Origin of the sequence: Chitinophaga sp. (assembly GCF_035761305.1) — a bacterium.
In the GTDB taxonomy this organism is placed as follows: Bacteria; Bacteroidota; Bacteroidia; order Chitinophagales; family Chitinophagaceae; genus Chitinophaga.
In genome coordinates, this window is record NZ_DASTRI010000110.1 from 35,662 (window position 1) to 55,989 (window position 20,328).

16 protein-coding genes are annotated in these 20,328 nt (G+C 47.1%); 8 read left to right on the forward strand and 8 right to left on the reverse strand.

The features are described from left to right. The first annotated feature begins 67 nt into the window (after positions 1-67). Together VFS25_RS09745 and VFS25_RS09750 are read left to right on the forward strand one after the other, a co-directional pair. Positions 68-793, forward strand: a complete 726-nt coding sequence (locus VFS25_RS09745; RefSeq protein ID WP_326461947.1) for an SIMPL domain-containing protein — start codon at positions 68-70, stop codon at positions 791-793. Positions 794-883: 90 nt separating this feature from the next. Then, complete coding sequence (locus VFS25_RS09750) at positions 884-1,099, forward strand: hypothetical protein (RefSeq protein ID WP_326461948.1); 216 nt, start codon at positions 884-886, stop codon at positions 1,097-1,099. A 65-nt stretch (positions 1,100-1,164) separates the two neighbouring features. Here the strand turns inward: VFS25_RS09750 and VFS25_RS09755 are convergent, their stop codons facing one another. The 3 genes from VFS25_RS09755 to VFS25_RS09765 form a co-directional block, all read right to left on the reverse strand. Then, positions 1,165-1,623 (reverse strand): hypothetical protein, encoded by a 459-nt coding sequence (locus VFS25_RS09755; protein ID WP_326461949.1) that lies wholly within the window; start codon positions 1,621-1,623, stop codon positions 1,165-1,167. Positions 1,624-1,964: 341 nt separating this feature from the next. Then, positions 1,965-3,944, reverse strand: a complete 1,980-nt coding sequence (gene gyrB / locus VFS25_RS09760) for a DNA topoisomerase (ATP-hydrolyzing) subunit B (RefSeq protein WP_326461950.1) — start codon at positions 3,942-3,944, stop codon at positions 1,965-1,967. Between the two features lie 234 nt (positions 3,945-4,178). Further along, on the reverse strand, positions 4,179-5,861 hold the full coding sequence (locus VFS25_RS09765; RefSeq protein ID WP_326461951.1) for a hypothetical protein: 1,683 nt from the start codon (positions 5,859-5,861) through the stop codon (positions 4,179-4,181). 168 nt (positions 5,862-6,029) lie between these two features. Here VFS25_RS09765 and VFS25_RS09770 point away from each other — a divergent pair, with 168 nt between their 5' ends. After that, entirely contained in the window at positions 6,030-6,953 is a 924-nt protein-coding gene (locus VFS25_RS09770; protein ID WP_326461952.1) for an AraC family transcriptional regulator, read from the forward strand. A gap of 903 nt (positions 6,954-7,856) precedes the next feature. On the opposite strand, the gene VFS25_RS09775 is transcribed toward VFS25_RS09770, so the two are convergent. Then, the gene (locus VFS25_RS09775) at positions 7,857-8,321 is read right to left on the reverse strand and encodes a PepSY-like domain-containing protein (protein WP_326461953.1); all 465 of its coding nucleotides are present in this window, start codon (positions 8,319-8,321) and stop codon (positions 7,857-7,859) included. Between the two features lie 251 nt (positions 8,322-8,572). On the opposite strand from VFS25_RS09775, the gene ileS reads away from it, so the two are divergent. Beyond that, positions 8,573-11,893, forward strand: coding sequence for an isoleucine--tRNA ligase (gene ileS / locus VFS25_RS09780; RefSeq protein ID WP_326461954.1), 3,321 nt, complete (start codon positions 8,573-8,575; stop codon positions 11,891-11,893). On the opposite strand, the gene VFS25_RS09785 is transcribed toward ileS, so the two are convergent. Continuing rightward, the gene (locus VFS25_RS09785) at positions 11,873-12,280 is read right to left on the reverse strand and encodes a hypothetical protein (protein WP_326461955.1); all 408 of its coding nucleotides are present in this window, start codon (positions 12,278-12,280) and stop codon (positions 11,873-11,875) included. The two genes, ileS and VFS25_RS09785, sit on opposite strands and share 21 nt — an antisense overlap. A gap of 73 nt (positions 12,281-12,353) precedes the next feature. On the opposite strand from VFS25_RS09785, the gene VFS25_RS09790 reads away from it, so the two are divergent. After that, positions 12,354-12,956, forward strand: a complete 603-nt coding sequence (locus tag VFS25_RS09790) for a TraR/DksA family transcriptional regulator (protein WP_326461956.1) — start codon at positions 12,354-12,356, stop codon at positions 12,954-12,956. 238 nt (positions 12,957-13,194) lie between these two features. Here the strand turns inward: VFS25_RS09790 and VFS25_RS09795 are convergent, their stop codons facing one another. Then, on the reverse strand, positions 13,195-14,733 hold the full coding sequence (locus VFS25_RS09795) for a glycosyltransferase (protein ID WP_326461957.1): 1,539 nt from the start codon (positions 14,731-14,733) through the stop codon (positions 13,195-13,197). Positions 14,734-14,860: 127 nt separating this feature from the next. Next, on the reverse strand, positions 14,861-16,561 hold the full coding sequence (locus tag VFS25_RS09800) for an ABC transporter ATP-binding protein (protein ID WP_326461958.1): 1,701 nt from the start codon (positions 16,559-16,561) through the stop codon (positions 14,861-14,863). A gap of 287 nt (positions 16,562-16,848) precedes the next feature. On the opposite strand from VFS25_RS09800, the gene rbfA reads away from it, so the two are divergent. Together rbfA and VFS25_RS09810 are read left to right on the forward strand one after the other, a co-directional pair. Continuing rightward, on the forward strand, positions 16,849-17,223 hold the full coding sequence (gene rbfA / locus VFS25_RS09805) for a 30S ribosome-binding factor RbfA (protein WP_326461959.1): 375 nt from the start codon (positions 16,849-16,851) through the stop codon (positions 17,221-17,223). Positions 17,224-17,292: 69 nt separating this feature from the next. Continuing rightward, entirely contained in the window at positions 17,293-18,513 is a 1,221-nt protein-coding gene (locus VFS25_RS09810) for an ABC transporter permease (protein ID WP_326461960.1), read from the forward strand. Positions 18,514-18,716: 203 nt separating this feature from the next. Here VFS25_RS09810 and VFS25_RS09815 read toward each other — a convergent pair whose 3' ends face one another. After that, positions 18,717-19,559: a transketolase gene (locus VFS25_RS09815; protein WP_326461961.1), complete on the reverse strand. Its 843-nt coding sequence runs from the start codon at positions 19,557-19,559 to the stop codon at positions 18,717-18,719. A 264-nt stretch (positions 19,560-19,823) separates the two neighbouring features. Here VFS25_RS09815 and VFS25_RS09820 point away from each other — a divergent pair. After that, positions 19,824-20,328, forward strand: a 505-nt coding sequence (locus tag VFS25_RS09820; RefSeq protein ID WP_326461962.1) for an MraY family glycosyltransferase, incomplete at its 3' end; no start/stop codon positions are given.

Genomic DNA, 20,328 nt, shown 5'->3' on the forward strand with positions numbered 1-20,328 from the left:
TACCCCATAAAACCTGCATCATGCTGTTGTAAAAAGCAACATAATCTCTTAACACAAATACATGCATATGAAAAAGGTAATGTTATTATTAGCCGGATTATTGTTAACAGTAAGCACCTGGGCACAGCAAACAGATAATAAGCCTCCGGTACGGAAAATAGAGGTAAACGGCTCCGCGGAAATGGAGATCACCCCGGATGAAATTTACCTCAGTATTACGCTGAAAGAGTACTATCAATCCAGGAATAAAACCAATAAGGTAGATATTAGCACGCTGGAAAAACAGCTGCAGCAGGCGGTTGCCAATGCAGGTATTCCCAAAGAAAACCTGACCATTGAAAACGTGTTTGGTTATAACCCCGACTGGTGGCGTGGTAAAAAGAAGAACGATCCTGATTTCCTGGCAGAAAAGAAATATCGCTTAAAGCTTAACAGGCTGGATAAAACCAATATTATACTGGCTGCAGTAGATGAGGAGGGCATTTCCAGCGTAAATATTGCCTCCTTTACGCACAGCAAAATGGAAGCGTACCGCCGTGAAGTAAAAATGAAAGCCATACAGGCTGCAAAAGCAAAAGCTGCTTACCTGTTAGGCGCTATTGATGAAAATATTGGCAACGTGCTGGAAGTACAGGATATTAATACCGATAACTACAGTGATGATATAAGACCATACCAGGTGAATACATATATGGCAAAGGCGCGGGTGGCCAATGAAGCTGCTGTAAGCGATATAGATTTTAAAACCATTAAGATCCGGGCAGAGGTGAGAACAGTGTTTGCCATTAAATAACCGGTATTTTCTGAGCAATGTATGCCATGCTGTGCCTTACAGCATGGCATTGTTTTGGTACAAAAATAAGCGTCACCAAAACGTTATGTTATGCGTAGTCAGATAAAACTCGGAGATCATACAGTTGAGTCCACTGTTTTGTTAAAAGGTATTGGACTGGGCATTGCAATTGCTGCCGGCGTATTAGGATGGATGTGGAAAAAACGGCAGTCCCGCAGCTTATACATACGTACTCATAGCAACGATAATCATCACGTATTTAAAAAAATGGGACGCAGATGGCCACAGGCAATGCCTGTTAAGTAATTAAAAAGCCCCGCCTGGAAAGGCGGGGCATGCCGATGGAAAAAGATTTCAAAAAAAACGATGATTTAATCAATATTGACTTTAAAAGTCCCGTCCGTTAATGGCTTTTCTGTTTCACCATCTTTTATTAAAGTGCCGTGAAAAGTACCTTCGGCACGTTCACTATTAATGCTTGTAATTTCAACGTCTATTGCGGTTCCTATATAACCAGCCTCTGTAGAGTCCAGCACAGGCATCAGCGCTGCAGCTGCTCCGCCATAAGTGCCAACCGGCATTTCACCATCAGGGGAGGTGATCATTAGCTGCATATGCTCTTTAAAATTATTGGTGACACCATCAATTACCAGTGTTTTTTTGCCGGTAATCACGGTATCTGTATAAAAAGCAGAGGTGCCGCTGGACACATATTGCTTACCATCAAACGTAAAGGAAAATACCGATGCCGGTTGATCTTCTTTCTTGTCACACGCGCTGAAAATCATTGCAACAACCACTAGCATGGCTGCCACTTGGAATAATTTCATAGGTATAGGTTTATCGCTTTCGGTATAGGTATAAATCTGACTGCAAGATAGGAAGAAATGCAATAAATTATATAAATAATCTATAAGTTTTTTTAGTAAAATAATGGTTTTTCATATAGTTTTTTGATAATCAACAAACTGCCTTTGCTAAATTGATTTAGGTTTTTTATTTCTCCTAAAATAGCTATCTGTAGGGGATTATAACTGATGAGTTTGCATAACTGGCTGTTGCTGTACCGGTTATGGCATTTAGCTGAAGCGGTAATATAAAGCAGGCTTGTAAAAGCACAAACCCCGGGTAGCTGCCCGGGGTTTGTTTATAACGTTAAAAACTATACGTATTAAGCGTCAATTTTAGCGTATTTGGCGTGGGACTCAATAAATTCCCTGCGCGGCGGTACTTCATCCCCCATCAGCATGCTGAATACGCGGTCTGCTTCTGCAGCGCTTTCAATAGTTACCTGCTTCAGGGTACGGTTGTCGGGGTTCAGGGTAGTTTCCCACAGCTGCTCTGCGTTCATTTCACCCAAACCTTTATAACGCTGTATCATAACGCTGTCTTCCTTGCCTTCGCCGGCTATGCGGGCTACCGCAGCTTTACGCTGCTCTTCCGTCCACGCATATTCCTGTTCCTTGCCTTTCTTTACCAGGTATAAAGGCGGTTGCGCAATGTATACATAACCTTGCTCTACCAGTGCTTTCATATACCGGAATACGAATGTAAGTATCAGGGTGGCAATGTGGCTGCCGTCTACGTCGGCATCCGTCATGATGATCAGTTTGTGATACCGCAGCTTGGAAAGGTTCAGCGCTTTATCATCTTCTTCTGTACCAATGGTTACACCCAGCGCGGTAAATATATTCTTGATCTCTTCGTTCTCATAAATCTTGTGCTCCATGGCTTTTTCCACGTTCAGGATTTTACCCCTTAACGGTAATATAGCCTGGAAAGCGCGGTTGCGGCCCTGCTTGGCAGTACCACCCGCGGAGTCACCTTCCACCAGGTACAGCTCACATTTTTCAGGATCGTTTTCAGAGCAGTCGGCCAGCTTACCGGGTAAGCCGCTGCCGGTTAATACGCTTTTGCGCTGCACCAGCTGCCGGGCTTTACGCGCAGCTTCGCGGGCCTGCGCAGCCAGTACTACTTTGTTAATGACTACTTTGGCTTCCCGCGGGTGCTCTTCCAGGTAAGCGTTCAGCACATCAGCTACGGCACTGTCCACCACACCCATTACATCGGAGTTACCCAGCTTGGTTTTGGTTTGGCCTTCAAACTGCGGCTCCGGTACTTTTACGCTTACAATGGCGCTCAGCCCTTCACGGAAGTCATCGCCGGTTACCTCTATCTTCGATTTTTCAAACAGCTTGTTCTTATCGCCATAGCTTTTGAACACGCGGGTAATGGCGCGGCGGAAGCCGGCTACATGTGTACCGCCTTCTATAGTATTAATGTTATTAACGTAAGAGAAAATGTTTTCGCTGAAAGAGTCGTTATACTGCAGCGCTACTTCTACTGCTACGTTAGATGCGGCATCGTGCGCTTCTATAAATATAGGTGCAGGCATCAGCGAGTTGCGGCGGCCGTTGCGGTCCAGCATTTGCACAAATTCCAGGATACCGCCTTCACTATAAAAAGTTTCGCTGAGGCTATTGCCGGCATCGTCTTTTTCGCGATCATCTATCAGCTCAATCTTTATTTTCCGGTTCAGGTAGGCCAGCTCACGCAGGCGCCCGGCCAGTATTTCACGGTTGTAAGTGGTTTCCTTGAAAATTTCATTGTCGGGCTTAAAGTGCACAATGGTGCCGGTATCATCGGACGGCCCTATTTCACGCACCGCATACTGCGGCACGCCGCGGTGATACTCCTGCTCAAATATTTTTCCATCGCGGTACACGGTTACATGCAGCATCGTGCTTAATGCGTTTACGCAGCTTACACCTACCCCGTGCAAACCGCCCGATACCTTATAGGTGTTTTTATCAAACTTACCGCCGGCGTGTAACACGGTCATTACCACCTCCAGCGCAGAACGGCCTTCTTTGGTATTCATGCCTGTAGGAATGCCGCGCCCATCATCCTTTACGCGGATGGAATTATCTTCGCAAATAGTAACCTCTATATTCTTACAAAAGCCGGCCAGCGCTTCATCTATGGCATTATCTACTACTTCATACACCAGGTGGTGCAACCCCTTTACGCCAATATCGCCTATGTACATGGCCGGGCGCTTGCGCACGGCTTCCAAACCTTCTAATACCTGAATACTATCGGCATCATAGCTGTTAGTGGCGGCAATTACTTGGGCTAATTCTTCGCTCATATCTTGATGTAAAAATGCTAATTGATTAATTGTGTCGTGAATTGTGCAAATATACGGAAAATGAGCCTTATTTCAATAAAAAACAGGCGGTTTTTAGGCGGTATGGATGCCTTTTTGGGGTGCGGATTAACAGCAGCATTAAATGTGTGAATAGATAGTGTACAACTAAAATACCTATCCGGGTGAAATATCGGATTTTTCGGTTATTAAACCGGGTATGCGCATTTCGTTTTTTTACAGCTTAATGTTGGCGGCAATAGCTGTTTCTTTTATCCCGGTAAAAAGGGTTTTCCAAACCAGGTTAAAGAACGACTTTTTTGGATCGCGCGTGTACTGGGTATGCACCACCTTAACCTTGCCATCACCTGGCGGGTTGCTGTCATTTATGGCAAGCACATTGGCAAACAGGCTCATTAAACCTTTCCGCTTCAGCTGGTGCGTATCATCATCTTTTTTGAGGATGTTGATCTTCAAATGATCATATATAAACTTCACCTGCCCCGTAGCTGCCCGCTCGTTACCCTCCATGCTGAAGGTAAGGTCATGTATGGCGGCCGATTTTATCTCTACCAGCGCCAGCGGCCGCGTTACCGGTGTTAGCTGCCGTCCGTCCATATTTTTTAATTGTCCGGTAATGGCAAAGCGGCCGGTGGTATCGCCCAGGAAAAAGTCAAACCGCGCCCGCAACTTGCCCGTTTGCATAAACAGCGCATCCATATCGGCCACCAGGTGCTTATTTTTTGCTATCATCGTATCTATATTGGTAATATTCCTGAAAACACCATGCACATTTCTGAACAGCAGCGTGCCCGTTTCCTGTGATTTAGGGTTTACCTCTGCATAGGAAAGCTGCACTTTTTTACCCACCAGCGTATCTACATACACGGGTACCGGCAGTTTTAGCAGCAGCTGGTGCGGAAACTGTCCCAGGCGGGTGCCGGGCGCAGTTGGCAGGCTGCGGTTATGGTAAATGGCTATGCTGCCGTTCCCTATCTCCACATGCTGCGCCCATAGCTGCTGCTCCTGCAGCAGGGCCTGGGGCTGCAGCTCCTGCACAAGAATATCGTTCAGCTGCACATCATAGCGGTCGCGCTGGTAGCGCACTTTCCGGTCAAATGCAGCCTTGTTGTAACGCGGCTCCACCTGGAACTGTCCCAGGTGCAGCGTTCGTTCCGCGGCATTATAGCTTACATCCCGTACAATCATCCAGTACAGGCTGTCCCTGGTGCGGTGCCGGTACGCCTTCAGGTGCAGCTCGTAGTTACGCGCATACAGGAACCGGGAGGGATCTTCTATAGCTACAGAGTCTATAAGCAGGTCTTTTACGTGTATACTTAGCCGGTGCAGCTGGGTAATAATTAAACCGCTGTCTTTTTTCACATACGTGTATTTCAGGTTAGTGCTGTCCAGCTTCAATGCGCCTATGGACAAGGACTTAATGTGGCGCGACAGGTTTTCGTATGCAGACCGGTGCCGGCTGGTATCTATATTCCGGGTGTTTTGCTCCAGCACAATGCTGGGCTTTTCCAGCACCAGCGATCCCGCGCTTAATTCCTTTTTTATAAAATAGCGCCAGGCTTTGAAGAACTGAACCGACACCCGGTTGGCGCTAAAGGCATATAACATGGCAGGGGCCTTTTGCTGCTGCTGCAAACGGTGATATACCGCCGTATCTCTTACCAGGCTTACACTGTCAATCGTAAGGCTGCCGCTCAGTATATTCAGCCTTACCTGCTTATAATTAAGAATATACAGGCTGTCAGACATTTCCGTAGTGTACTCCTTTAACTGGCTGCGTAGCTGGTTGCTCCAGTGCCGGCTAAGGTATAAACCAGTGCCTATCACTACTAACACTAACGCCCCTATGATAATGAGGAATATTTTTAAAAATTTTTGCAGGCCGGCGGATTTCTTCATGTCATTAAAGATGCTAAATCTATACCAATAGCATTTATTATAACCGGTAAAGACCGGCCGGGTATTTTATTCCACAACTATCACTCTATTGTCATTGTTCCCGGGCTAATTTGTTAAATAAACGTGAATACCTAAATTTGTGAGGTTTTTACTTACAGTTAATTGGAGATGAAGGAGCTACAGGACATATTATCACTGGCCATTCCGCAGCCCGCCATGAGCGACCAGCTGCAATTGGCAGAAGAGGACATTATCAATGTGCCTGATTGCCTTGATTTTACCCTGCAGCGCTTCACTTACGATAAACCCCTGCCGGTAGAGGATGTGGCAATGGTAGTGTACCAGCCGGCCAAAAGAGGCCAGTCCGCCGCCGTGGAGCTGCGCTACTGCGTAGCCGGTAACCGGTACTGCCAAAACCCCGCCTGTACGGACCAGCTGTGTGTGAAAGGCCAGCATAGCGACTGCCATGATAAAGTAGCGTCGGTAGATATGATTACCGTGCGTTTTCAGCCCGCTTTTATACAATCCCTTCAGAAAGGCGCCACCAACACCACCTTATTTGAATTACAATCCCGTAAGCCTTTTGTAAAAACCATACAGCCCTGCACCCGGTCTAAAAACGTGCTGGAGCAGATGGTGCATCATAACTACGAAGGGGTGCTGAAGCATATTTTCCTGCAAAGCAAGGCGCTGGAGCTGCTGTTGTTCAGCTCCGACCAGTTTATGCAAAATGATACGGAGGAGCGCTATGGCTGCCGTTTTCTTACCCAGATGGAAGACCGGGAAAAGATTGAAAAGGCCCGGAGCATTCTGCTGGAGCAGCTGGATGCGCCCATTACTATCCGCGACCTGGCCCGCCGGGTTGCCATGAATGAGTGCTACCTGAAAAAAGGCTTTAAGGCCATGTATGGCACTACTATTTATGATTATTTTCAGAAAGAGCGCATGGAAAAGGCCCGGGGCCTGCTGTATGAAAAAGGCATGTCTGTTTCCGATGTAGCTATTCTCATGGGCTATTCCTGTATTTCCCACTTTTCTACTGCCTTTAAAAAGCACACCGGTTTAAAACCCTGCGAGCTGCTGCTGCGCTAAGCCGCGAATAGTGTTTATCCAGGTGCCTTTATCCCCTGCGATCTATATCTGTGCTGCACTTAGGTTTTAGCTTTAATGCGAAGATCTTGTCCTAAATGCCGCTGTAGTTACGTTCACCGTTAGATTACATTTTACGTTTTTACAGCGCCTCCGGCAAACCAAATGGCCCTGTAGTTATACCTGTTTTACGTTTATGCCCGCCGGGAAACCATAAAATGCCGTTGTAAAGGGCAAGCATTTCACACCGTTCCAAGCTTTTCCCTTTTCGATCATTTCTTTTCCCGATCTCGTAAGCTCATCCACATAATTTGGCGTTTCTTTGTATCACGATCGGCAGATATCTATCCCGATTTTATAAGCTTCCTTATCAGATTTGACCATTGGAGGGAGACTTACCAGGCAATAAGTGAGTAAAGCCATACATTCTTGCACATTATCAAACACCATTGACCTTAGTGCATATTGCCGGTGAGTTTCCCGCCATCATACAAAAAAGCCACCGTCTAATACAACGGTGGCTTTTTGTATATACAACACATTTGACCTAACCTGGTTGTAAAACAATTGCCTGCAGCGTACAGGTTTCGTATATATAACGGATTTGATAAGTGGAGGACGTTGCCTCACAGCTCTTAATGCCCATCTGTGGCTTTTAGACCGGCTTTCCGGCATAGTGCTTTTACAATGGCTGGCACGGCTTTCTCCTCACCTGGCGCGGGAAAACCAAATGGTTCCGCTGCCTTTGCGGCTTACGCACATAATATTCCCGCGCTGAGCGCCGGAAGGCAGCTGCCATTGCTGCAAAAAAACTGCTATTACCGCATAAAAAAGAAAACCCCGCCCAAAAGAGCAGGGTCTGTCCTATTTATCCCTATACCTATGAAATACTATTGAATACTGTAGTTATTCTGTAACGGTACCGGCTTCATTAATCAAAACCGACTTTTCTGTACCATTATCCTGAATATTCACTTTATAGTAAGCAGCTACATCTGCTCTTTCTATCTTCCAGCCATCTTTTAAAACGGCGGTCGGATATTTTTCTTTTAAAGTTGTGGTTACGGATTCCGGCAGCTGATCTGCCTTGTATTCACTGCGGGTAGCTATCCAGTTTCCGTTTGCCGAATATTCTGCGGCTGTTTTTATGTCGTCTTTGGAAAAATTGGCTGTCCAGTTGCCTGAACTACCTTTACTCCATTTAGCATTTGTAATGCCTGCAAAATTTTGTTCAAAAGCGCCCTTTACGGGTTCCGGAGCAACTACTGTCTTTGTAACAGTATGCTTACTCTTTTTTGCAGTCTTGTGTTGAGCAAAAGCTATGCCGGAAGTGAACAATGTAGCACAAAAAAATAACATCAACTTTTTCATATAAACGATATGGTTTGTCCGTTGGGTTAAGGTTTTGAACTTATTTTTCTTCCAGGCTTCTGAGCTAAAACGGTGCCAAAAAAGCAAATGTATTGGTTCCGAGTGTAAAAATAGTAAAAAAATTAAAAAAACACACACTTATCTACTCTTTTTAACCCTTTTTACGATTTTGGTCCCGCCCTATTTCGTAACTTTGCACAATTTTAATTACCGATTCGACTTAATAACGCTCAAAAGGCGGAAAATGTTTTATGGCCAGTCAATATCAGGAATATAATCAGCTGAATTTACCGCAAATAGGAAAGGACATACTACAGCAATGGGAGGCCGGGCAGGCATTTGAAAAAAGTGTAACACTACGGGAAGGCGCCACCCCCTTTGTATTTTATGAAGGACCGCCCAGCGCCAACGGTATGCCTGGTATTCACCACGTAATTTCACGTACCTTAAAAGATCTCGTGTGCCGCTATAAAACCATGCGCGGCTACCAGGTTAAACGTAAGGGCGGCTGGGACACCCACGGCCTGCCTGTAGAGCTGGGCGTGGAAAAAAGCCTGGGCATTACAAAAGAAGATATCGGTAAGAAAATATCCATCGCAGAATATAACGATACCTGCCGCCGGGAGGTATTGAAGTATAAAGATAAATGGGACGAGCTCACCCAGAAAATGGGCTACTGGGTTGATTTACAGCATCCCTATGTAACTTTTGAGAACAATTATATCGAAAGCCTGTGGTGGTGCCTGCAGCAGCTGTATAATAAAGGCTACCTGTATAAAAGCGTAAGCATACAGCCCTACTCGCCCGCTGCCGGTACCGGTTTAAGCTCCGCGGAGCTGAACCAGCCCGGCTGCTACAAACCGGTAAAAGATACCACGGTAGTGGCCATGTTCAAGGCTGTTGAAGGGGAGCGCTCCCGCTTTCTGTTTGAAACAGCGGGCACCGACCAGGTGTTTTTCCTGGCGTGGACCACCACGCCCTGGACGTTACCCTCCAACCTGGGCCTTACGGTAGGCGCTAATATAGAATATGCGCTGGTGCGCACCTTTAACCCTTACACCCACCTGCCGGTATGCGTAATATTGGCCAAGGACCTGGTAGACCGCTATTTCAAAAAAGAGGGGGAAGACGGCGATTTTGCCGCTTATAAAGAAGGAGATAAAGTAATTCCCTGGCAGATATTGTCTGTTTTCCGCGGCAGCCAGCTGGAAAATATCCGCTATGAGCAGCTGCTGCCTTACGTTCAGCCTGAGGAGGGAGATCCTTTCCGCGTGCTGATAGGCGATTTTGTAACCACGGAAGATGGTACCGGCATTGTGCATACCGCCCCTGCTTTTGGTGCAGATGATAACCGCGTAGGTAAAAAATATGGCATCGGCATACTTACACTTGTAGACCGACAGGGGAAATTTTTGGACACTGTGGGTGAGTTCGCTGGACGATATGTGAAAAATTACAAAGATGATCCACAGTACAAAGATGTAGATGTTGACATTGCTGTAAAGCTCAAAAAAGAAAACCGGGCTTTCCGGGTTGAAAAATACGAGCACAGCTACCCGCATTGCTGGCGTACCGATAAGCCGGTGCTGTACTACCCGCTGGATGCCTGGTTCATTAAAACCACGGCGCTGAAAGACAGGATGGTAGCGCTGAACAACACCATTAACTGGAAGCCGGCATTTACCGGCACCGGCCGTTTTGGCAACTGGCTGGAAAATATGGTCGACTGGAACCTGAGCCGTAGCCGCTTTTGGGGTACCCCGCTGCCGATATGGCGTACTGAGGATGGCACTGAGGAAAGGTGCATAGGTAGTGTTGCTGAGTTGAACGAAGCCATCAGAAAGGCCAATGAGGTGCTGGGCGGAGATGTAAATAAGAACTACCTGCACGAAGGCATCCTGGACCTACACAAGCCTTATGTAGATGATATCATACTGGTGAGCGACAGCGGCAAACCCATGCGTCGTGAGCCGGACCTGGTAGATGTGTGGTTTGACAGCGGCGCCATGCCGTATGCACAATGGCACTATCCCTTTGAAAACCACGATGTTTTCAATAAAAACTTCCCTGCCGATTTTATTTGTGAAGGGGTAGATCAAACCCGCGGCTGGTTTTATACCCTGCATGTGCTGGGTGTCATGTTGTTTGACAGCGTGGCCTATAAAACAGTCGTATCTAATGGTTTGGTGCTGGATAAGAACGGGGTGAAAATGAGTAAGCGCCTGGGCAATATAATAGATCCCTTTAAAACCATAGAGGAGCTGGGCGCCGATGCTACCCGCTGGTACCTGGTTACCAACGCCTCCCCCTGGGATAGCATGAAGTTTGATGTAGATGGAATACGGGAAGTGCAGCGTAAGCTGTTCTCCACCCTGTACAATACCTATAACTTCTTTGCAATGTATGCCAACCTGGATAATTTCTCGTTCAAAGAAGCATATATTCCATTAGAGCAGCGGCCGGAAATAGACCGCTGGATTATTTCACTCCTGAATACCCTGGTAAAAGAGGTAACTGCTTACCTGGACGATTATGAACCTACCCAGGCAGGCCGTATTATACAGGAATTTGTGGATGAGCATTTAAGTAACTGGTATGTGCGCTTATGCCGCCGCCGTTTCTGGAAAGGGGAGTATGAGCATGATAAAATATCGGCCTATCAAACCCTGTACGAGTGCCTGGAAAAGATATCCCAGCTGATGGCGCCGGTATCGCCGTTCTTTGCAGATTGGTTATTTGGCAACCTGAACAAGGTAGGCCGGCGACATGCAGCCGCCTCTGTGCACCATACTGATTTTCCGGCACCTGTAACAGCAGCAATAGACAGCGAGCTGGAAGAAAGGATGCAGCTGGCGCAGGATATATCATCTCTGGTATTATCCTTGCGTAAGAAGGTGAACATTAAGGTAAGGCAGCCCCTGCAGAAGATATTAATACCGGTGCTGAACCCTCATATGCAGGTGCAGATAGAAAAAGTGGAGCATCTGATAAAAAGTGAGGTGAATGTAAAAGGTATTGACTATCTTACGGAAACAGAAGGCTTCATCAAGAAAAAGATTAAGCCGAACTATAAGGCGCTGGGTAGCAAGATGGGAGCAAAAATGAAAGCAGTAGCAGGCGCTATCAATGCTTTCACGGATGCAGATATAGCAACACTGGAGCGTGAAGGGGCTTACAACCTGCTGATAGACGGGGAACCGCTATCGTTACAGCTTTCCGATGTAGAGATCATTTCCGAAGATATTCCAGGGTGGACTGTTGCAAACAAAGGTGCATTAACCGTTGCACTGGATATTACCATTACACCACAGCTGCAGGATGAAGGTCATGCCCGGGAACTGGTAAACCGCATACAAAAAATCCGGAAGGATAGCGGTTTTGAATTAACGGACCGTATTATGGTAAAAGTGGCAGCAGCAGAAACGCTGAAGTCGGCGATTATTCACTATAATGACTATATTTGCACGGAAATTTTGGCAGATAGCTTGGAATTAGTGCCGCAATTACAAGATGGTACCGAAATAGAGGTGAATGACCTTAAATTCAATGTATTAGTTAACAAAAAAAGCTAATCCCATGGCAACAAAGAAGAAGGTTGCTAGCAAAAAGACCCAAAAAGCAGCTCCGGCCAAGAAACCGGCAGCAGTAGCAAAAAAAGCAACTGCTGTGAAAAAGGCTGCTGCCAAACCGGCGGCTGCGAAAAAGGCAGCACCGGCGCCAAAGAAAGCAACTGCAAAAAAGGCAGCGCCTAAGGTAGCCGTTAAACCGGCTAAGCCGGCTGCTGCAAAAGCCGTGGTGAAAAAGGCGCCCGTTCCAAAAGCGGCCACTACCAGGAAAACTGCCGTCACCAAAACAACCGCCGCACCCCCGGCCAAACAGATTGTCAAAAAAACAACGGCTCCTGTTGTAAAGACCGTTGCAAAGAAGGTTCCTGCTGAAAAGCAGAAGGTGGTAACCAAAAGCGTTTCCGCTGAAAGAGAAAGCGAAGTAGTAAAACCATTGATTTCAAAGCAAGAAGAAAAAGAAGTTATAATGCCAGTAAAGAAATCAGATAAGGAAAAAGAAACCGGTAAAAAAGCAGCAGCGGAAAAAACCGAGAAAACCGAAAAGGTTGAAAAGGTAGAAAAAACGCCTGCACCGGCTAAATCGGAAAAACCGGAAAGAGCCGAGAAAAGAGGCTCTAAATCGGCTACCACGCTGGTTTCCTACCAGCCAGAGTTCACTAAGTCCGTACTGGACCAGCCCGAAACCCCTTCCGGCCCGGTATTCCGCTACAGCGATGCCGACCTGCAGGAGTTTAAGGACCTGATCATGAAAAAGCTGGAGGCAGCAAAAAAAGAACTGGTTTACCTGCAAGGCCTTATTACCCGTAAGGACGAAGCCGGTACAGATGATACTGAGAACAAATACATGAGCATGGAAGATGGCAGCGGCTCCCAGGAAAGAGAGCAGCTGAACCAGATGGCCAGCCGTCAGATACAGTTCATTGATCACCTGGAAAAAGCCCTGGTACGTATTGAGAACAAGACCTATGGTATTTGCCGTGTTACCGGTAAGCTGATAGACAAAGCCCGCCTGCGTGCGGTGCCGCATGCTACATTAAGCATTGAAGCCAAATTGGCTAAAAGCAAGTAGTATAATTAATAATTAATAGAGAATAATTAATAATAAGAAGGCGCTGGTGCTTTAAAACACCAGCGCCTTTTTTGTTTGCGGTTAAATGTTATTTATAACTAAACAATAAAGGGAAGTGCTGTTTATACAACACTTCCCTTTATTATTATTTCTTTATGCTTAATTATTTAACTGCCCGGCCATTTGAGGTACTCTCTATACCTGAAGCCACACTACATTTATTATTAATTCTTCATTCTTAATTATTAATTAATTCCTCATTCTTTTTCAGCTGCCGGGTTGCCAGGTACACCAGGCTGGCACCTGCCAGCGCCACCAGGCCGCCAATGCCAATGCGGCGAACCTGCTTTTTACTGATGGGGGGCAGCTTTAACCGGAACTTTTCCGGGCTGGCTTGGGCTATGCTCAGCAGGGGCAGCATATAGGGGCCGGGAATAATTTTATCAGCTACTTTTTCAATGTATGCAATGCGCGAGTCAAAGGCCACACCTATGCCCGCTTCCTTCAGCAGGTCAGATCCATCTGCGCCGCTGCCCACATAAATAATATTCTGCGGCATTACATGGTACTTGTCTGCTATATAAGATAAAATATGCCGCTTGTTATAGTGCGGCAGCGCATCCTGCCCTTCTTCATTATGCTGCAGGAAATATTCGGGAATGGTAAGCTCGCCGGTAGCCACGCTGTCATACAGGTGCAGGCGGTTGGCAAACACAAAGTCCATTCCCAGCTTGTTCTTGATATGGCGGGCCACGCATTCAAAACCATCGGTCACAAGGCCGCAGGCATATCCTCTTTTCTTCAGCTCTGTTACTACCGATTTAATATCCGGCACAACATCTATGGCGTCTGCAACTTCCAGCAGCTCTGCCAGGTTACGGTCGCGGAACAGGGAGGCGGTGTGTTCCAGTATGGTTATGGGATCGCTGTAGTGTTCCTGTATTTGCTGTAATGATACTTCACAGTCGAATGCGGCAGCGGCCAGCTCCATATAATCTTCGGTAAACACGGCCTCATCCAGGTTAAAGATCACCATTTTGTGCAGCTTGTCAATCGACTCGAGAATGGAGTATTCCATCTGCTCCCGTATCAGGTTAATATTACCCAGGGTTTCCAGGTTCTCCTGCGGCAGGTTCATATGTTCGGCCTTGTGCAGAATGGTGCGGGAAACTTCGCGCGACATTTTACTGAGCTGCTCCCAGGTTTGCATGGCATTTTCCACTTTTCCTATATTCACTTCCGTTATACGGGCGCCCAGCACATGCATATCTATAAGCAAGCCAATATCTACCCCGTAATCGTTCTCGAACTGCACGCGCGACAGGAAGGATTTATGCCCGGCTATCATACCGCTCAGCGGCTGCTGAAAATGCGCCAGGTCCGGGAACAAAATGCTCAGCAGCGGTTTAGCTACCAGCTGTGTAACCCGGCCGGCCTGCCGCTGAAAATAAGACTTCACAAAATCCGCTTCATCATTTACAATCGGATCGGTCAGTAACTCCACAATATTATCCGGGTAGGTGAGAATGTCCCCATCTACATATACTACAATATCATATTTTGCCGCCATCAGCCCTTCCCGCATAGAGATGCCTTTGCCGCGCTGGCTGCTGGTGATTACCCGTACGCCCTCTTTCATGGCTTCCTCCACTGTATTATCCCGGCTGTTATCATCCACTATAATGATCTCGACCTTACGCGCGGTTTTTTTCACCGTTCTGATCACCTGCCGTACTGTAGCCCCTTCGTTTAAAACTGGAATAACGATTGAAATCATAGGGAACGCTTTAATTGTTATGGGTGAAAAATAAAGTGTCCTGGAAAAACAAATAGTAATGGCATATTGCGCCGTTCACCTGGCTCAAAAATGGTACCAACAGAAGCTGTGTCTGACAGAAGGGAAGTTACTTAAATTCCTGCATTTCAACGAGCCGTTTATATATGCCGTTCAATGCAATTAATTCATCATGCGTACCACGTTCTTTTATTTCTCCTTTATCCAGCACTACGATTTCATGTGCATGCTGAATTGTAGAAAGGCGGTGTGCAATTACCACTGTAGTGCGGTTTTCCATTAACTTATCCAGCGCTTCCTGCACCAGTTTTTCTGACTCGGTGTCCAGCGCGCTGGTAGCTTCGTCTAAAATTAATATAGGCGGGTTCTTGAAAATGGCCCTGGCAATAGTAAGGCGCTGCCGCTGTCCGCCGCTCAGCTTCATACCACGGTCGCCAATGCTGGTATTGTAGCCGTCATCCAGCTGTATAATAAATTCATGCGCATTGGCAATTTTGGCAGCCTGTATTACAGCCTCTCTGTCGGCATCGGGCTGGCCAAAAGCAATGTTGTTAAACACTGTGTCGTTGAACAGGATGGCTTCCTGCGACACCATACCCATAAGGCTGCGCACACCTTTCATTTGCAGGTTGCGTATATCCTGCCCGTCAATACAAATGCTGCCAGCCGTTACATCGTAAAAGCGCGGCAGCAGATCGGCCATGGTTGATTTGCCGGCGCCGCTTTTACCTACCAGGGCTATCATTTTACCCTTTTGAATAGTAAGGTTAATGTTGCGCAGCACATCCTGCTGCTCGTAGCGGAAGGTAACATTGTTATACGCTATCTCTTTTTCAAAACTACGTATAGGCATTGCGTTAGGGCTGTCCTCTATGGTAACCGGTACGTCCAGTATGCGCAGCACGCGCTCCCCCGCAGCCAGTCCGCGTGGCATTACCGCAAAAGCATTGGCAATGTTTTTAGCCGGAGCCAGTATCTGGAAATACAGGGCAATGTAGGCAATAAAGGCCGATGCTGTCAGCTGGCCGCGTCCCATCAGTATCAGGTTGCCTGCGTAAACCATAATAATAATGATCACCAGCACGCCCATTGTTTCAGACAGCGGAGAGGCCAGCTCCCGCTGGTTTTGTATAGCCTTTACTGTACTGGCGTAATCGCCGTTTTCTTTTCCGAACTTTTTGCGCATAAAGCCTTCCGCGTTAAACGCTTTAATAATACGGATGCCGGACAGGGTTTCTTCTGCTGTATTCAGTATTTTGCCCAGCAGGCTTTGGCTTATCACTGCCTTTTTTTTCAGCCGTCCCGTGATCGTGGATATAAGGTACCCTGAAATGGGAAATACCAGCAACGTGAACAAGGTAAGCTGTTTGGAGATTACGAACAGTGTAATGAAGGTGGCAATTACCTGCAGCGGATCCCTGAAAATAGTTTGCAGGGAGGTAACAACAGACGCTTCTACCTCTACCACATCGCTGCTGATGGTAGACAGCAGATCGCCTTTACGCTCCTGCTGGAAAAAGCGCAGCGACTGCGTGCTGAACTGCGCATACAGCTTTTCACGCATTCTCATTACAATGGTTACACGCATACGCGTTAGCACCTTTTGCCCCATGAAACCAAAAAAGTTTTTGAGCAGCACGGCTACCAGCACCATCAGGCACACATATACCAGCACGCCAAACGTGTCGTAGGAAGCCTTATAGTAGGTAAGGTAGTAGTTAAATACATCCTTAATATAACCGGCAGAAAGGGAAAAGGCCGGTAAATGTGTAACCACTGCCTGCTTGCCCGTAGCAAACAGTGCATCCATTAAAGGCATTACCAGTGTAAAGCTGAACAGGCTGAAAATTGTATAAAGAAAAATATATATTATATATTCCGGTACATAATGGTGGTACGGCCGGGATAATTGCAGTAAGCGAAAGAATGTTTTCATCCGTTAATAATTGTTCTTTTTACAGGCAGCACGGAACCGGGATAATACCTGTGGCATTACCTGCCGGTTTCACGTATCTTTGCCATAGCAGAATAAGTGCGCAAGTTACTATATTATATGGTTGTATTGTATGCAGCCATACAACCGAACAACTTTACATTATGCAGGAAACTAAAAGGCAGAAGCAAGTAGGACAGTTATTGCAAAAAGAGCTGAGCGATATTTTTCAACGGATGGGCTATAACGTTACTGAAGGAGGCATGATCTCCATTTCAGCCGTACGTGTTACGCCCGATCTGCTGGAGGCCAGGGTATACCTGAGCATGTTCCAGATAAAAGATGCGGCCGACATGCTGGAGCGCATTAAGGAAAGGGGCTGGGAAATACGGAAAGAGCTGGGCCTGCGCGTAGGCAAGCAGCTGCGCCGGGTGCCGGAGCTTACCTTTTTCCTGGATGATACCCTGGATTATGTGTTCCGGATGGAAGAGCTGTTTAAGAAGATCAGGGAAGACGATGCCGGCAAAGAAAATAAGTAATCCTATTTAAATACGCCGGCACCAAGGCTGTAAAGCCCGTGCGGCGCTTATACAGCATAAACTGGTGAAATGATCTGGCAATTTGCTTCGCGGTACTTCAGGGCCAAAAAATCAACAAATGCTATTAATATTATAGCATGGGTAAGCGTATTAGCCATTGGCGTAGGCGCCGGTGCGCTGGTTGTTATCCTCAGCGTGTTCAACGGCTTTGAAGGCCTGGTGAAATCCCTGTACTCCTCTTTTTACCCCTCCGTTAAAGTAAGCCCGGTTACCGGTAAAACCATTACGCTTAGCAACGCGCAGCTAAAACAAATAGCTGCTGTAAAAGGCGTGGCGCACTTTTCAGAAGTGGTGGAGGAAAAAGCCGTGATGCAGTTTGGCGAAGAAAAAACCATTGCCACTATAAAGGGCGTTGATAGCCATTATAATGAAGTAACCAGGGTAAAAGACAATGTAGTACGCGGCCACTTTGATACCGGCGATGAAAACGCCTACCACGCGGTGCTGGGCATTGAGCTGGAAAGCGCGCTGGGGGTGGATGTAGAGCGCAGCATGGTGCCGGTAGACGTATATGTTCCCCGCCGTAATGCCGGCGGGCTGCTGCCCAATGAAGCGCTGAACAGCAGTTATTTATACCCCACAGGCTCTTTTGCCATTCAGCAGGAGTTTAACAGCAAGTATGTAATAACCCATATTGATTTTATGCGCAAGCTGCTGGAGCTGCAACCCGATCAGATGTCGGCCCTGGAAATAGCAGCCGCCCGCGGTACGGATGATATGGCCCTGAAACACCGGCTGCAGCAGCTACTGGGCCCCGGGTTTAAGATACAAACCCGTTATGAGCAAAACCAGGCGCTGTATGCTATTATGCAAACGGAAAAGTGGGCCGTATACGTGATCCTTAGCTTTATACTGGTGATTGCGGCGTTTAACATGATCGGCTCCCTGTCTATGCTGGTAATAGAAAAGCAAAAAGACATTACCATCCTGAAAGCTATGGGCGCCCGGCGGCAGCTGATCATGAAAATATTCCTGGCAGAGGGGCTGATTATTGCGGGCATAGGAGCGGGCCTGGGTTTTGGCCTGGGTACGCTGGTATGTATAATACAGCAGCAGTTTGGCATTATAAAGCTGGAGGGCACCTCTTTCCTGGTAGATGCTTATCCTGTAAGCATGCACCCCATGGATTTTGTGCTGGTAAGCGTTACCATTATTGTAATTGGCCTGGCTGCCAGCTGGTACCCTGCCCGGCGGGCGTCAATGATGGATATTGAGCTGAAAGCAACGTAAGCAGGCCGGCAGTAATACTATTTTAACATTCATAAGCCGGGCTGCCCTGAGTGAAGGGAAACCAGGGAACGAAGCGGCAAAAAACTGTACAGGAAAAGTGGGGGGTATAAAAATAAGTTACCGGCTACAGGCCGCGCCTTCAAAGAACTGTATACAGCCTTTTGCACTTCAGCCGGTAACCGGTAATACTATCTATATAATTATTAATAATCGCCCAGGGAAGTAGCTGGCAGCTGTTCCAGCGCTTTGGCCAACTGCTCGTCGCTGGGGGCAATGCCATGCCATTCATGGTGGCCTTCCATAAAGTCAACGCCTTTACCCATAACGGTTTTCATGAGTATGGCAATGGGCTGTCCCTTACCGGTAAGGCCTTTAGCCTTTTCCAGGGTAGCGGCCACTTCATCCACGTCATTACCGTTTTCCAGTATAATTACATTCCAGCCAAAAGCCCGGAATTTGGCAGGCAGGTCGCCCAGGCCGCCTACCTGGTCGGTAGGGCCGTCAATCTGCTGGCCGTTCCAGTCAACTGTAATAACCAGGTTATCCACTTTATGGTGAGGGGCAAACATAATGGCCTCCCATACCTGGCCTTCCTCCAGCTCACCATCGCCATGCAGGGAAAATACCAGGCTTTTATCGCCGTTCAGCTTTTTGGTAAGCGCGGCGCCAATAGCCACGCTCATGCCCTGGCCCAGGGAGCCGGTGGCAATGCGTACGCCGGGCAGGTGCTCATGGGTAGTGGGGTGGCCCTGCAGGCGGGAGTTAATTTTCCGGAAAGTGCCCAGTTCCGTAACGGGAAAATAACCCGACCTGGCCAGCGCACTGTAATATACCGGCGAAATATGCCCGTTAGACAGTACAAATACATCCTGGTCTTTGGCGTCCATATCAAAAGGCTGCGGGTTATGCTGCATTACCTTGAAAAACAGCGCGGTAAAATAATCTGTACAGCCCAGGGAGCCTCCGGGGTGGCCGCTTTGCACGGCATGTACCATGCGTACAATGTCCCTTCTTATCTGAGTGGCAATTTCTTGAAGCTTCGGCATGATAGTTGCATTTTTTTTAAAATGGCAAAACTAAGAGATATTTACCAAGATTTAGAGCGGGATCCACAAACTTTTGCGAAATTAGTGCCGGGGTAATCAACTTTTTTAGTTTTTGAATTTTACTGATATTCATTCAATTGAAATTAATATCTTTGTATAATCTAGTATTATAACCCCCTACTGATGGAGAATGTATTAATTGCAAGCGTCCTGAGTTTTGTTGTGACCTATTTTGCAATACCTGTGTTAATAAGGGTTGCGGAATTGAAACACTTGTACGACGAACCGGATGAAAGAAAATCGCATAAGACCAAAATTCCTACATTAGGGGGTATTGGCTTCTTTTCAGGTTTTGTGATGGCTGCAGCGGTATGCGTGCCATCGCTGACCAATTCCCCTTTTCAGTACATGATAGCAGCCTTCTTCGTTATCTTTATGGTGGGGTTGAAGGATGATATTATAGGGCTGTCGCCCTTAAAAAAGCTCATTGGCCAGCTGGTGGCTTCTTTTGCCGTTATTTACCTGGGTAACCTGCAAATCAACAGCATGTACGGCTTTTTGGGCATTCATGCATTGCCTCCGCACTTTGGGCTGCTGCTCACCTATTTCACTTTCCTGGTAATTATCAATGCTTTTAACCTTATTGACGGGGTCGACGGCCTGGCCGGCAGCATAGGTATGCTGGTTTCCTGCATAATGGGCACCTACTTCCTGTACGCCGGTGAAACGCTGTATGCGGTATTAGGCTTTGGCCTGGCCGGCGGGTTGG